General features: G+C 67.9%; 11 protein-coding genes and 1 pseudogene. 10 read left to right on the forward strand and 2 right to left on the reverse strand.

The window, feature by feature from the left end; all coding sequences use genetic code 11:
* Positions 1-4: 4 nt before the first annotated feature.
* Both IG98_RS52005 and IG98_RS0126285 read left to right on the forward strand, forming a co-directional pair.
* The gene (locus tag IG98_RS52005; protein WP_030917558.1) at positions 5-661 is read left to right on the forward strand and encodes a hypothetical protein; all 657 of its coding nucleotides are present in this window, start codon (positions 5-7) and stop codon (positions 659-661) included.
* A complete protein-coding gene (locus tag IG98_RS0126285; protein ID WP_030917560.1) occupies positions 658-1590 on the forward strand; it encodes a carbohydrate kinase family protein in 933 nt (310 codons plus the stop codon). The genes IG98_RS52005 and IG98_RS0126285 overlap by 4 nt, the downstream gene beginning before the upstream one ends.
* A 41-nt stretch (positions 1591-1631) precedes the next feature.
* On the opposite strand, the gene IG98_RS0126290 is transcribed toward IG98_RS0126285, so the two are convergent.
* Positions 1632-3767 carry a tetratricopeptide repeat protein gene (locus IG98_RS0126290; RefSeq protein ID WP_051752928.1) on the reverse strand — a complete coding sequence of 712 codons (2136 nt, stop codon included), beginning with the start codon at positions 3765-3767 and terminating at the stop codon, positions 1632-1634.
* Between the two features lie 449 nt (positions 3768-4216).
* Between IG98_RS0126290 and IG98_RS0126295 the strand changes: the two genes are divergently transcribed.
* From IG98_RS0126295 to IG98_RS0126315, 6 genes and pseudogenes are all read left to right on the forward strand, one after another.
* Positions 4217-5242: a LacI family DNA-binding transcriptional regulator gene (locus IG98_RS0126295; protein ID WP_030917566.1), complete on the forward strand. Its 1026-nt coding sequence runs from the start codon at positions 4217-4219 to the stop codon at positions 5240-5242.
* Positions 5243-5529: 287 nt separating this feature from the next.
* Positions 5530-6075, forward strand: a pseudogene (locus tag IG98_RS54360) (hypothetical protein); the annotation flags it as partial.
* Positions 6076-6103: 28 nt separating this feature from the next.
* Positions 6104-7342 (forward strand): ricin-type beta-trefoil lectin domain protein, encoded by a 1239-nt coding sequence (locus tag IG98_RS54365; RefSeq protein WP_211264105.1) that lies wholly within the window; start codon positions 6104-6106, stop codon positions 7340-7342.
* A 193-nt stretch (positions 7343-7535) separates the two neighbouring features.
* On the forward strand, positions 7536-8744 hold the full coding sequence (locus tag IG98_RS0126305; protein WP_030917569.1) for an ROK family transcriptional regulator: 1209 nt from the start codon (positions 7536-7538) through the stop codon (positions 8742-8744).
* A gap of 497 nt (positions 8745-9241) precedes the next feature.
* Positions 9242-10645 (forward strand): M14 family zinc carboxypeptidase, encoded by a 1404-nt coding sequence (locus tag IG98_RS0126310; RefSeq protein WP_051752929.1) that lies wholly within the window; start codon positions 9242-9244, stop codon positions 10643-10645.
* 160 nt (positions 10646-10805) lie between these two features.
* Positions 10806-11696, forward strand: coding sequence for a MurR/RpiR family transcriptional regulator (locus IG98_RS0126315; protein WP_030917576.1), 891 nt, complete (start codon positions 10806-10808; stop codon positions 11694-11696).
* Positions 11697-11861: 165 nt separating this feature from the next.
* Here IG98_RS0126315 and IG98_RS0126320 read toward each other — a convergent pair whose 3' ends face one another.
* Positions 11862-12590: a class I SAM-dependent methyltransferase gene (locus IG98_RS0126320; RefSeq protein ID WP_030917579.1), complete on the reverse strand. Its 729-nt coding sequence runs from the start codon at positions 12588-12590 to the stop codon at positions 11862-11864.
* Positions 12591-12994: 404 nt separating this feature from the next.
* On the opposite strand from IG98_RS0126320, the gene IG98_RS0126325 reads away from it, so the two are divergent.
* Together IG98_RS0126325 and IG98_RS0126330 are read left to right on the forward strand one after the other, a co-directional pair.
* Positions 12995-13189 (forward strand): DUF5999 family protein, encoded by a 195-nt coding sequence (locus tag IG98_RS0126325; protein WP_030917583.1) that lies wholly within the window; start codon positions 12995-12997, stop codon positions 13187-13189.
* 196 nt (positions 13190-13385) lie between these two features.
* Positions 13386-13757: an ATP-binding protein gene (locus IG98_RS0126330; protein ID WP_051752932.1), complete on the forward strand. Its 372-nt coding sequence runs from the start codon at positions 13386-13388 to the stop codon at positions 13755-13757.
* Positions 13758-14032: the final 275 nt, after the last annotated feature.

The following is a 14032-nucleotide window of genomic DNA, read 5'->3' on the forward strand; positions in this document are numbered from 1 at the left end:
CGACATGCTCGGCAAGCTCGTCTCAGTCCACCTGTTCCGGCTGGAGCACACACTCAGGTTGTGCCGGATCCCGCCCGGAGCCCTCACCTCGCGGCGGAGCGTGCCGGCGATCCTGGTGATCCCTCGCGAGGGCCCGCTCCGCGCGCCCCACCTCATGATCCTGTCTCGTGTACGCCACCATCGCGGACTACCCCCCGGCCCTCGGCTCTTCGACGGCACGCACACCGTCGTCGGCCTCGACGACCTCGCGGACCAGAACTGGTGTGAGGTCGCCGACGTGCTCGTGGGCCAGAAGGTGCCCTGGAACGTTCCAGAACATGGCGTGGCACGCCTCCTCGACCGGTATCCCGGCTGTGAGGTCGCCGCCGTCAGGCACGGGCGCGGATGTCTGGCCGGGTTGCGCGACGGACGGCTCGCCGCGGTCACCGAGGTGGGCGGGTTCCCGAGTGGCGCCGGCTCGTGGCCGGAGGTCTACGGGTCGTTCCTGTACGCCTGGCGGGTCGCCGAGATGCCGTTCAACGGCCTGGCCACCGCCTCGGTGATCGTGGGCCGGTACACCGGTTCGTCCGCGGGCCGGCTCGGATCACTCGAAGTCGCCGGAAGGGCGCAGATCAGATTGGCCAGGCGCCGGGCGGGAAACGTCGGAGGGATGTCCGCATGACCCGGAAGATCGTCGTCGCCGGTGTCGTCAGTTTCTACCTCTCGGTCGGGATAGCGGAGTTCCCCCTGCGCTACGCCCCCACGTCATCGCCACGCTGGCTCACCGGCGGCGTGTCCGGGGCGGCCGGCCACATCGCCCGAATCCTGAAGACGCTCGGCGACAACGTACACCTGTGCACCGTCGTCGGCCGCGACCCCATCGGTGCCGGCATAGCCGCCGAGTTGGAGCGTGCGGGCCTGGTCAGTTCCGGAGTCATCGAGGGCGCGGAATCGTCGGCGGGCCTGACGCTTGTCACGCCCGACGGCCGCCGCATGGGATTCCCACACCTGGCGCCCGTGAACCAGGTCGGGTATCCGCCGGAACTGTTCGACGCGAGCGCACACGGCGCCGACCTCCTGGTCCTGACGAACGCGAAGTTCGTTCGAGACCTGGTAGGGCCCGCGGTCCGGCTCGACATCCCCATCGCCGTGGACGTCCACCTGATAGCCGATCTCGCCGACGAGTACAACCGTCCATGGCTGGAGGCCGCGCAGATCGTTTTCTGCAGCCACGAGCGCCTTCCGGATCCGCCGGAACTCTGGGTGGCGAAGATGTTCGACCGTTACCCGGGCTGCCGGTTGGTGGGCATCGGACTCGGCGGGCAGGGAGCGATTCTCGGCACGAGGGACGGGCAGCTCATCAGGGTGGAGGCCGTGACCCCCCGGGAGGTCGTCAACACCTCGGGGGCGGGCGACACGCTGTTCGCCACCTTCCTCCATGTCTGGCAGAACACGAGCGATCCGGTGCGGGCCCTCAAGGCCGCGGTGGTGCACGCGGGCTGGAAAATCGGCTGCTGGACCCCGGTGACGGCGTCACTGACCTGCGAGGAACTGTCCCTTTTGAGTGCCTCGCACTCGCCTCGCACCCTCGTCGGGCGCTGGGACGTCTGATCATCAGATCCCCCCAGACGCGATGGAGGGATGCCTCCCCATCACGTGCTGTCCAGACGTGACAACCGGTCATCCAACTGCCTGCTCCGAGCCCCCCTTCGCGCGAGGATCCGCTCTGCTTCCTCGTAGAGACGGCGCGCTTCGTCCCGCCCATGGCTCTCCAGAGCGAGATCCCCCAACGCCTGGAGGGCCTGGGCCTCGCCCGTGTCCGAACCGATCCGCCGCATCTCCTCCAACCCCTGTGCCAGAAGGCCGATCGTCGCCGTGGGCCCCCCGGCCCTTGCCCGGCCGAGCAGGATGAGCACGCGTGCCTGGTTGTACCGATCGGCCTCCGGTGCGAGGAGCCGTCGCGCCTCCACCAGATACGCGACGGCCTCCTCCACGTGTTCCACCTCGATCAGCGCGTTGCCGAGGTCGCACAATGTGAGAGCGGCTTTGCGTGGTTCGCCCGCCGCACGGTAGTCGCCGAGCGCTTCCTCGAAGAGCACGATGGCCTCATCGACATGACCCCGATCCATCTCCACCAGCCCCAACCGGCGTCGGCTTCCCGCCATCCGTTGCCGATTTCCTGCGCGGCGCCAGATTTCCAGTGCCCCGCGGAAATCATCGGCGGCCTCGTCCAGTCGGCCGAGCGTGCGCAGTGCCAGACCGGTCCGGTTCAGCATCTTGGCCTCGGCCCGGGAGTCCGAGCAGGCCCGTGCCGCGGCCAGCCCCAGCATGTCGACTTCCAGCCGTTCGGCGTGATGACCGCGATAGAGGAACAGTGGCCAGAGCGCGTCGACCAGCTGCCACGTCGTGGCAAACAGACCTCGCTCGAAGGCGGCGCGGCCGGCCGCTCTGAGGTTGCCGAACTCGTACTCAAACCAGTCGAGTGCCTGCACCGAGTCGGCGAAGACAAGAGGCTCGGCAGGTTCGTAGACCACCGCCTGGCAGAGAACGCGACGGTAGGGCATCGCGACCTGGCTCGCGGTCGAAGCGGTGTACAGGAACCAGTCCAGCGCTCTCCGTACGGTCTGGTCGCGGGTAGCCTCGGGTTCTTGCTGCTCGGCCAGCCCACGGGCATGCAGCCGGGTTAGGTCATGGAAGCGATAGCTTCCCCCCGGTACGTCGTCGAGCAGGTTGGCGTCCGTCAGGACTTCCAGCAGCCGCCGGACCTGGGCACGCGGAAGCAGCACCGTGGCGGCGGCCGCCCAACTGTCGAAAGTGGTGCCGGGGAAAAGCCCGAGCAGCCTGTAGAGTCGTGCCGCCTCCGGCGGTGAGAGCCCGTGGTAGGAGAGCGTGAGAGCTGCCTGGATCGTCATGTCGTCCTCCACCGACAGCGCGGAGAGACGCTGTCGCTCATGGGTGAGGGCCTCCACCATCTCGGACAGGGACCAGTGCGGTCTGGTGGCCAGCCGCGCGGCGGCCACACACAGGGCGAGGGGCAGCCGCGCGCACAACTCCACCAGCTCACCGGCGGCATCCGGCTCTCTTTGCACCCGATCGTCGCCCACGATCCGTTGCAGCAACGTCAGTGCGGCGTCCGCACTGAGCTGGTCAAGCTGCACTCCTCTCGCGCCCCGCACCAGGAGCCCCGCCAGACGCCACCGGCTCGTGACGATCGCGACGCTGTTCGCCGAGGCCGGCAGGAGCGGGCTCACCTGAGCCGCCGAGAGGGCGTCGTCCAGCACGACGACCAGGCGACGCTCGCTCACTAGGGACTGGTAGAGCGCCGAGCGCTCCGCCAGGCCGCCGGGTATGCGCTCGGGCGCGATTCCGAACGCGCGGATGAACCGTCCCAGGACCTCGACCGGCTGCACGGGGGCGTCTGCGGCATGCCCCCGCAGATCGGCGAAGAGCTGGCCGTCGGGGAACCCTCCGCGCTCTCGGTGCGACCAGTGCAACGCCACCGCGGTCTTGCCGATCCCCGCCGGACCACTGACCACCGCCACGTTCGGCACACCTGTCCCGCCGCGGCCGGACCCTATGACGTCCAGCAGGGCGAGTGCCTCACTGCGATTGACCAGGATGCTGCCTGCCGGCAACTGGGTCGGCTTCGGCAGGGGGATGGACGCCTGATGCAGATGAATCCCACCATGGACGTCGCGAGCCTGAACAACCGGCCCCAGCACGGTCCCGCCCAGCTCGTTGACGTGGCCCTCGGATCTCTGGTTTCTGTCGCTGAAGTCGGCACTCATCGCCCTGCTTGCGTCGTGGGCGAGAAGTCACACCCACAAGGTCATTGTCAGCCGGATTAATGACTCCCACACCTGAACGGTCGCTTCCATGCTTAACGGTCTCCGAAGTCTCCGTCAAGGCGAAAAAAATCGCCGCACGTTATCCATCCAACAAAACGTGCTAAAAAAGATGCTTTGACCTGGTCAAATGCTCTTTCGTGCCATTTAGCGGACATGCCACTTAAGCGATAACAGCCGTGACGCAAAATCATATAGACGCGCCCAGCGATACTCACCCCAAGAGATATCAACATGGTGAGGCGGAGTGGGCCGGGTGGCGATGGCGTGGCAGGCGCCCCGGGAGAAGGACTGCTCCCGGCCGGCCCACAGCCGTCCGGCATCACTGAGGATCAGTCGCCGGCCGCCGATGGTTATTCTGACGACAGGGACGCGGCGACCAGGGGGCGTGAATGGCCAGACCCGGGACGCGGGCGACCGTGCGCGACGTCGCGGCGGAGACGGGCCTGTCGATCGCCACCGTCTCGCGGGTCCTGAACGGGCAGGCCAATGTCGCCCCGCGCACCCGGGATCTGGTGCTACAGGCCGTCGGCCGCCTCGGAGACCAGGCGCCCCAGCCGCGCGCCAGGCAGGAGGCGATGGCCGGCGGCACGATCTACGTGCGCTGCCCCTACCTGCTGACCGACTATTTCGGGCTCATCGTCTCCTCCGTCGGGGAGACCGTCGAACTGCACGGCGGGCAGATGATCCTGAGCACCGGAGAGTCCGCCCAGCACACCCCGGTGCTCTCCGGCCTGCCCGACCGCCCGGACATCGCGGGCGCGATCCTGATCCTTCCCCCGGAGCCGGGCGACGAGCTCGTCCGGCTCCGTGACCGGCGCTTCCCCTTCGTGGTGATCGACCCCAGGACACCGCCTCCCAAGGACATCGTGGCGGTGTCGGCGGCACACTTCGCCGGCGCGCGCAAGCTGATGGCGCACGTGGTCGAGCTCGGCCACCGCCGGGTCGGCATCATCGGCGGTCCGGTGGAGTGGCTGCCCAGCGAGGCCAGGCTGGCCGGCTACACCGCGTCGCTGGCCGACGTCGGCGTCCTGCCCTCGGCCGAGTTGCTGCGCAACGTGCCGGAGCCCAACACGGAGAACGGCTACCGCGCGGCCGGTGAACTGCTCGACCTGCCCGAGCGGCCGACGGCCCTGATCGCGTTCAACGACAAGATGGCGGTCGGCGCGCTGTGGGCGGCGGCCGAGCGCGGCCTGAGCGTCCCCGGCGACCTCTCGGTCGCGGGTTTCGACGACATCGACATCGGCAGGGCGACCCTGCCGATGCTGACCACGGTGCGCCAGCCCCTGCAGGAGATGGGCCGGATGGCGGTCACGCTGCTGATGCGGCTGCTCAGCCGGCACAGGCTGGAGGCGCTGCACGTCTCCCTGGGCACCGACCTGGTCGTCCGCGGCTCCACCGGACCCGCTCCTTACTGATTGTTTCATTTGTTTCAGAATTGACCCACCCCTGGAACAGCCGCGTAAAGCACGGTAATTCCGACCTTGACAACCAATTCCCAGCCGTGTTGTTCTGTGCTGTAACAGACAGGTTTCTTACTTGTTACATTTGTTACAGCGGCGGCTCCCCGGGTGCCGAATGCGATCCGATTCGAGCAGCCCAGAGCCTCGCGGACCCTGTCGCACCCCCCGAAAGGATCCCTGCCGTGTTTCGACCTCCCCGCCGGGCCCTCACCCTGGCCCTCGCCTGCGTCGCCGCCCTGTGGATGGCGGGGCCCGGCGTCGCCTCGCCCGCCCTCGCCGCGGGTGAGCCCGTGAACGTCTGGCTCACCACCACCTCCGACTCGGACGGCCGGACCGTCACGCGGGGCCTCCAGCAGCAGTCCGCCATCGCCTTCGGGCCTGCCGGCGGCAGCGCCAACCACACCATCACCGTCAACGAGGGCACCACCTACCAGCAGTTCGAAGGGGGCGGAGCCTCGATCACCGACACCACCGCCCACCTGCTGCGCGGTGGAGCGATCAGCGCGACCACCCGCGACGCCGTGATGCGCAAGCTCTTCCACCCCACGGACGGCATCGGCCTGTCGTTCGTACGCAACCCGATCGGCGCCTCCGACCTCTCCCGGCCGGGCCACGTCTCCCTCGACGACACCTGCTGCGACCTGGGCGACTTCGGCGCGAACGGGTACGACACCAACGTGCGCCTGCTCACTCAGCAGGCCAGATCGCTCAACCCGGAGCTGCGCGTCAAGGGCGTGCCGTGGAGCGCCCCCGGCTGGATGAAGGACAACGGCCGGATGGACCAGATGGGCTGGCTCAAGTGGGAGTACTACCTCCATGTACGCCCAGTACCTGGTCAAGTACCTGCAGAGCTACCAGGCCGCCGGAATCCCGGTGAACTACATCTCGGTGCAGAACGAGCCCAACTGCTGCCAGGCGGGCAACCCGACCGCGATGAACTACCCCGGCATGAGCTGGAACCCCTCGGGGCTGGCCGAGTTCACCAAGAACCACGTCTACCCGGCCTTCCGCGCCGCCGGCATCACCACCAAGGTCCTGGTCCACGACTGGAACTACGGTGACTACGCCAGCTTCGGTTCAGGCGTGCTGAACGACGCGGGCGTGCGGAACGACCCGCTCTTCGGCGGCATCGCCTGGCACGGCTACTTCGGTGACCCCGCGGTCGGCACCCAGGTGCACAACCAGTACCCGGCCGTACGCCAGTTCAGCACCGAGCACTCGGGCGGCACCTGGATCGGCAACCAGCACAACGAGGATCTCTCCGACATCGTCGGCTACGCCCGCAACTGGAGCGGCAGCCTGGTCAAGTGGAGCCTCGCGCTCAACCAGAACATGGGCCCGCACAACGGCGGCTGCGGCACCTGCACCGGCCTGATCACCGTCCAGGAGGGCGGCTCCCGCGCCGGCCAGGTCGACTACACCATCGAGTACTACACGACCGGCCACCTCACCAAGTTCGTCAGGCCCGGGGCCTACCGGATCGACTCCACCGCCAACGGCACGATCCAGAACGTCGCCTGGCGCAACCCCGACGGTTCCAAGGCCCTGATCGCGCACAACGGCGGCACCTCCGCCCAGTCCGTCCGGGTCAACTGGGGCAACCAGTCCTTCGTCTACTCCCTGCCCGCCCGTACCACCGCCACCTTCACCTGGGCCGGCGCCTCGGCGGGCACCGGCGGCACCATCACCGGCCTGGGCGGCAAGTGCGTGGACGTCGCGGGCGGCAGCAGCGCCGACGGCGCCGCCGTCCAGCTCTACACCTGCAACGGCACCGCCGCCCAGCAGTGGACCCGCCCCGGCGACGGCACGCTCCGCGCGCTCGGCAAGTGCCTGGACGTCGTCGACAACGGCACGGCCAACGGCAGCCGGCTCCAGTTGTGGACCTGTTTCGGCGGTCCCAACCAGCAGTGGACCTACAACTCGACGACCAGGGACCTGGTGAACCCCGCGACGAACAGGTGCGTGGACGTCACCGGTAACACCAGCGCCGACGGCACCCGCCTCCAGCTGTGGGACTGCGCCGGCGGCGCGAACCAGAAGTGGACGATGTCCTGACCTGGGTGTCGTGGACCTGCCCCGTCCAGCCGACGGGGCAGGTCCGCGGCCTTTTGTCGCCGGTTCGCCGGTACGGTGCCCTGCCACCTCATCCCTGGACGGCCTGACGATTCCGCGGAGTGCGCTAAGAATCTAGAATCATCATTGTCGTCAGGCACAACGGCGACAGCCCCGAGTCGTCAGGATCCCCACGATGCTGAAAGCCGGTCCGTCCCAGGAGGAGATCCGCCAGCACAATCTGGGCACCCTGCTCCGGCATGTTCACCTCGGCGGACCGGTCTCCCGCACGGTGCTGGCCGATCGGATGGGGCTGAACCGCAGCACGATCATGGCGCTGACCGCGGAGCTCACCTCGGCGGGCCTGGTCCGCGAGGAACTCCCCAAGGAGACCGGCAGGGCGGGCCGGCCGTCGCTGGTGGTCCGGCCGGAGTCCGACCGGGTGTACGTCCTGGCGTTCGACGTCGCCGTGGACCGGCTGGTCGCCGCCAGGGTCGGGCTGGGCGGAAAGATCCTGGACCGCAGGGAGGCGGTCCGGGCGCGCGCCGGGGCCGACCTCGACGACGTGGTCGAGGTGCTCGCCGGGTTGGCCCGCCCGATACACCGCGAGGCGGCTCCGGACTCGGTCTGCGTCGGCGTCGGCGCGGCCTACTGCGGCATGATCCGGCCCGGTGACGGGATGGTGCGTTTCGGGCCCAACATGGGCTGGGTGGACCAGGCCTTCGGTGCCGAGCTCGGCCTCAGGCTGGGGCTCGGACTGCCGGTCTCGGTGGGCAACGAGGCCCACCTGGGCGCGCTGGCCGAACACGAACGCGGGGTGGGCATCGGCTTCGCGAACCTGGTCTACCTGCACGGGGATGTCGGCGTGGGGGGCGGGATCATCGTCGGCGGCAAGCTGCTGGACGGCGACGGCGGGTACGGCTGTGAGCTCGGGCACATGATAGTGAACCCGTACAACGGACGGCCCTGCGGATGCGGATCGCGAGGCTGCCTTGAGGCGGAGGTCGGCGAGCAGGCCCTGTTCGACGCCGCCGGCCGGGCCTCCGAGCTGGTCGGCCACGACGGCATAAGGGCCGTGGTGGACGCCGCCGACCGCGGCGACCTCGCGGCCCAGAACGCGCTGGACCGGATCGGCGACTGGCTCGGCATCGGGGTGGCGAACCTGATCAACCTCTTCAACCCCGGATTGGTGATCTTCGGCGGGATGCTGCGTGACATCTACCGGGGATCGGCGGCCCAGGTCCATCGCCGGGTGGCGGCCAATGGACTGGTGATCTCCCGGGAGAAGGTACAGCTCCGCACCTCGGCTCTCGGGAACGACGTCACCCTGATCGGCGCGGCCGAACTCGCCTTCTCCGAAATACTGGCCAGCCCCCTGGAAGTGCTCGCCCGTACGACGTCATGACCAGGTGTTCTCCCTGACCGTCGTACCGGTCGAACCGCTGCCCACGACGTCCCCGGGAACCAGTCGGCCCCATTTTGTAACAGACCCTTAACCACCATATGGTCCATGTCCCGATTGACTTGGCACCCGGCGCCCCAGCACGACACCTGAGCATCCACACGACACCCCCACCCGATCCGGTCCGAGGCTCACCCGCCCGGCGGCGCCCCGCCCGCTCCGGAGACATCCCTCACCCCCGACATTCCGCACATGTGCGGAAATACCATCGGCACAACTGGTTGACAACCATACATTCATGACGAAGACTAACTGAAAGTTTGCAATCAACGGTCGATGGCCGGTTATCCAAGAGCGCTCCCGAAAGAACAGAGCGGGAAGAAGCACGCGTTTCTGATGCCAATTCGTCCGTGGCTAGAAAGGTTCATTTCAGCATGTCTTCAAGAGACTCGCAGTCCCCCACGGCCTGGAGCGCCAAGAAACGCGTTTTGACGCTTGCGTTGAGCGTCGGACTTCTGGGAAGCCTCAGCATTCCGGCGGCCACCACCACCTTCGCCGAGTCCACCGACATCGCAGCAACCGCCCAACTGCTGGCAGCGCAGTCAACGACGCTGCCCAGCGGCCGGACCACCTACCGGACGATCACCGACTACAACGACGAGATGCTCGCGCTGAGCAATCAGCACCCCGATCTCGTCAAGCACATCACGCTGCCGCACAAGACCCGCCAGGGCCGCGAGGTTCACGGTATCGAGGTGACCCGCGACGTCAACGCCTCCGACGGCAAGCCCGTGCTGTTCATGATGGGAATGCACCACGGAAACGAATGGCCCTCGGGTGAGCACACCCTGGAATTCGCCTACGACCTGGTGAACAACTCCGGGAAGGACCCGAAGATCAAGCGCCTGCTCGACCAGGCGCGGGTCATCTTCGTCCCGGTCGTCAACGTGGACGGGTTCGTCATCAACCGGCGCACCAGCTGCGGCATCTCGCCGACGTGCGCCAGCAGCGGCGGAGTCGACATCAACCGCAACTACCCCTTGGGCTGGGGCAGCAACGCGGGTTCCAACGTGACGAACCGCGGCCCGGCTCCGGCCTCCGAGCCCGAGGTGCGGAACATCATGGACCTGACCACGGCCAACCAGGTCACGGTCCTGATCACGAACCACACCTCCGGTCACACCCTCCTCCGCCCGCCGCTGGAGAAGCGCGCGGGCGACACCCCGGACGAGGCCGTCTACGCCGCCCTGACCGACGCGATGGCGGCCAAGAACGGCTACACGGGCATGAAGTCGGGCTTCGACTACGAGACGACCGGCGAGACCCCGGACTGGTCGTACTACGCCACCCGCGGCCTCGGGTTCACGTACGAGATCATGAAGACCCAGTCGACCAACAACACCTACCCCGAGGTGATCGAGGACTACCTCGGCACCGGTCGCTACGAGGGCAAGTCGAACCGTGAGGCGTTCATGGTGGCCCTGGAGTACGCGGCGAACCCGGCGGGACACTCCGTGATCACCGGCAAGGCACCGAAGGGCGCGGTGCTGACGATCACGAAGGACTTCGACCTGTGGACCGCGCCGATCCGGCAGTCCAGCACCGTCCTCGACCCGCCCCAGGCGGTTCCCACCCACCTGGAGTCCAGCCTGGTCGCCCCGACCAACGGCAAGTTCACCTGGCACGTCAACCCGTCGGTGCGGCCGGTCCCGGCCTACACCGAGAGCGGTGTCGTCGCCACCGGCCCGGGCAACTTCCTCCAGGAGAGCTGGACGCTCACCTGCGCCCGTCCGAACGGTGAGGTCCTTGAGACGGTGAAGGTCACCGTCGACAGGGGCGAGCAGGTCGATGTGCGGCTGCAGGAGTGCAAGACCCGCTTCAACGGCAACGGCCCGAAGCACTGAGCGCGTCCCGATAAGCCGGGCGGTCCCCTGTGGGGGGCCGCCCGGCACCGCTTTCGCCCCACACTCTTGAAGTCATGCGGCCAAAACCCGATCACCTTGCCCGCCGGGCGGTGAGAATCATCGCTGGGTCCGTCACTTCACGGGGAAGGGAAGTTCAGGAATGGGGCACGCCAGGGAGACCGGCCAGCCGCTCGCCGTGCCGGACGCGTCGCGGATCACCGCGAACCTGCGCAGGCTCTTCGACGACCACCGGCTCTCCCCCTCACAGCGCCGGATCGCGCGCTACCTGCTTGAGCACGCGCAGGAGGCCGTCTTCTTCACCAGTGCCGACATCGCCGAGCGCGTGGGCGTCAGCCAGCCGTCGGTCACTCGCTTCGCCGCCGCACTCGGATTCAGGGGGTTCCCCGAGTTCCGGGACGCGCTCCGCTCATCGGTGTTCGGCGGCGCACAGCCGGCGCCGCCCGCGGAGGACCTCAACGAGATCCAGAAACTGGTCAACTCCGAGATCCGCGACCTTGAGCGACTGCGGGACAACCTCCGGGATCTGAGCCAAATCCGGGAGGTGGCGGGGCAACTGGCCCGGTCGCGTCCTCTCCTCGTGATGGGACTGCGGATCTCCGCACCGCTGGCGCACCTGTTCGGCCATCTCGCCGAAAAGGTGCTCCCAGACGTACGGGTACTGGACATCGCGGGCTCGATCGCGGAGGACCGGCTGAGCCGGGCGGCGGAATCCGGAGCCGAATGGGTGCTCGCCATCGGGTTGCCGCGCTACCCGCGCGAGCTGGAACAGGGGCTCACCTGGGCGCGCCGGGTCGGGCTGAAGATCGCCCTCATCACCGACCAGCCGGTGGGCCGACTCACCGAGCTCGCGGACGAGGTCCTGCTCGCACCGGTGAGCTCTGATTTCGCCTTCGACTCCCACGCCGGTCCCACGGTGCTGTGCACCGCGCTGCTCCACACCATGCTGGACACCCTGGCCACCGAAGGACAGGCCCGGCTGGAGTCCTTTGACGACAGCGCCACGGAACGCCAGATCTTCCTCCCCTACTGAACGCACCGGCCGCGATCGTGATCTGCCTGTCGACCCCGATCCTGTGGGCCGTGGTCGGCAGGCGCGGTGCGCGTGATCCACCGGGAGGTGAACTGCCCCAGCCCGGCCATCCTTTGTGCGAAGGCAGCGCCACCTCCGTTCGGCGCGGCGCTCGCTCAGGCCGCTTCAGGCCGTACGCTCTGCGATGAACACGAACTCGCGCCCTGGGCGATCAGGGGCTTCTCGCACGTCCAGCACTCGGTAGCCGCCGGCGACCAGGCTCGTTTCCACCTCGTCGCGGTCGCGAAACCGGAGCGTCGAATCCGAGGTGACGACTGCGCCGTCCGCCAGAAACGTGTAGGTGAAGCGGAAGGAGACCAACGGCAGACTCACATCGGTGACCTCAAGACGTCGCTCCACTGATCCGGTCCCTGGAATGTCCAGGGTGACCTGAGCAGCGTCAGCAGCCCATTCTTCCCAGGCCCGATATTCGGGACGCCTGGTCTCGAATACAAGGTAACCACTCGGGCGAAGCGCGGCGTGGATGCCTTGGAGAGTCCGGGTCCAGTCTTCATCGGTGAGAAAGACCTGGGCCACGTTCCCTGTCATCACCGCAAGATCGGCATCGAGCGTCGGTGCCGTCGCGGCATCGCCGTGAATCCAGGTGATCCTTCCGGTCCGATCCTTCGACTTCGCGATCTCAAGTGAGGCCTTGGCCGGATCGACGCCCACCACTGTACGGCCGCTGTCAGCGAGCAGGACTGCCAGGCATCCTGTTCCGCAACCGACATCGAGCACATGCTCCGCGCCCAGTTCATCGGCGATGCCGAGGTAGGCCGTCAGATCGTCGCGGCCTCCGTCAAAAGCGTCGTAGATGGGCGCGAGGCAAGTGTGGGCGAAGATCGCATCAGGCATCCGGCGACCATATCCATGGCCGAGTGCTCCGGCGACGGATTTTCGGTCCAGCACGGACCGGACAGCACGGGTCGATCGCGAGTGGATTCGTCGTCCGCCCCGCCGATGACGGCACCTCAGGTTCGAGCACGTGACGTGCCACCTTCTTGAAGTGATCACTGTCATCGACGGGACGCAACGCAGAGTTACGAGTCCAGGATGGTGGCAGGCCGCGGACGGCGCATTGCAGTTAGCAGGTATGCCGGGACTGTCGTTGGCATGGGGCCCGAATGGGTGCTGCCAGCGCAGACAACGGGCGGCGGGCGCGGCATCGTAGAAGGCGAAAGCAGCTCACCGGACCAGAACGCCGGAGCCGGTGGCTCCCGAAGACTCTCCTGCGGTCGTCAAGGATCGAGGTAACGGTCATGTGTCAGCACAAGCCTCCGTGCCCGCCCGCAAACGCCCTTGATCACGATGCGGCCCGCCTCGTGTCGTTCCACCCGGAACAGGGATGGGGACTGCTCTGCAACGGCGTGGTGCGGTTCGACGACACCGGCGAGCTGCCGCCCGATGGGCGCAGCATCCCCGCCCAGAGGGGGTCCTATGCGCAGGCGGCCTGAACTCGCGTGCCACCGGGGTTCCACGGCGCCCGGCCGGCTCGTTTCCCCGGGCCGGCCGGGGCGTGGCCGTCCGGGGGGATGGCACCGGCTACGGCGGCTCCTCCATGGACTCGGCGAGCCGGCGGCCCGAGCCGTCCGCGCGGCGCGCGTCCGGCGGGCCTCGTGGACGCTGTCGCCCCACAGCTCGTCAGCACCCATGGCGCGGCATCTTGTCCGCGCCCAGCTCACCGACTGGGGATACGACGGGGAGAGCGACACCGCCGAACTGCTCGTCAGCGAACTGTTCACCAATGCCCTGCTCCACGGACGGGGAGCACCGATCATCACCCTTTCCTTCCGGGAGGGCACGCTGCGCTGCGAGGTCGAGGACGAGAATCCGGCTCCGCTCCAGGTACGCGAGGAATCCGACACCGGCGAGAACGGCCGCGGGTTGCTCCTCGTCGACCTGCTGTCCCGTTCCTGGGGCACCGACCGCACGCGCAGGGGAAGGCCCGGAAAGGCCGTCTGGTTCGAGTTGCCCGCCCATCCGCTTCCCCGCGGAAGCCGGCAGTCCGGCCGGTACGGGTAGTTGAAAAGGAGTTCACGTGATGAGGCGAATCCTCGTCGCCAAGCCCAGAAGACCCATCACCAGGATCGACCTCGACCTGCGGACACCGGGCGGGCGGCGGCTGCCGTACTAGTGACCCCTGTGGTCGCGGAGTCGAACCGCCGGCCCTCCGCCCTGCTCGGGCACTCAAGGGCAGGCGCGGACGTCGCTGTCATCTCAGCTTGACGTGGGTGGCTTCCTCCCCGATCGGACCCGGCTCATCGGCGTGGCGCTCGCCGAACATACCGGCGAATGAG

The sequence above is a fragment of the Streptosporangium amethystogenes genome (assembly GCF_000721075.1).
Lineage (GTDB): Bacteria > Actinomycetota > Actinomycetes > Streptosporangiales > Streptosporangiaceae > Streptosporangium > Streptosporangium amethystogenes.

Bases quoted from the DNA above. Each gene is read 5' to 3' on its own strand.
- IG98_RS52005 (WP_030917558.1), top strand. From the start codon at position 5: ATGCTCGGCAAGCTCGTCTCAGTCCACCTGTTCCGGCTGGAGCACACA.
- IG98_RS0126285 (WP_030917560.1), top strand. From the start codon at position 658: ATGACCCGGAAGATCGTCGTCGCCGGTGTCGTCAGTTTCTACCTCTCG.
- IG98_RS0126290 (WP_051752928.1), bottom strand. From the start codon at position 3,767: ATGAGTGCCGACTTCAGCGACAGAAACCAGAGATCCGAGGGCCACGTC.
- IG98_RS0126295 (WP_030917566.1), top strand. From the start codon at position 4,217: ATGGCCAGACCCGGGACGCGGGCGACCGTGCGCGACGTCGCGGCGGAG.
- IG98_RS54365 (WP_211264105.1), top strand. From the start codon at position 6,104: ATGTACGCCCAGTACCTGGTCAAGTACCTGCAGAGCTACCAGGCCGCC.
- IG98_RS0126305 (WP_030917569.1), top strand. From the start codon at position 7,536: ATGCTGAAAGCCGGTCCGTCCCAGGAGGAGATCCGCCAGCACAATCTG.
- IG98_RS0126315 (WP_030917576.1), top strand. From the start codon at position 10,806: ATGGGGCACGCCAGGGAGACCGGCCAGCCGCTCGCCGTGCCGGACGCG.
- IG98_RS0126320 (WP_030917579.1), bottom strand. From the start codon at position 12,590: ATGCCTGATGCGATCTTCGCCCACACTTGCCTCGCGCCCATCTACGAC.
- IG98_RS0126325 (WP_030917583.1), top strand. From the start codon at position 12,995: ATGTGTCAGCACAAGCCTCCGTGCCCGCCCGCAAACGCCCTTGATCAC.
- IG98_RS0126330 (WP_051752932.1), top strand. From the start codon at position 13,386: ATGGCGCGGCATCTTGTCCGCGCCCAGCTCACCGACTGGGGATACGAC.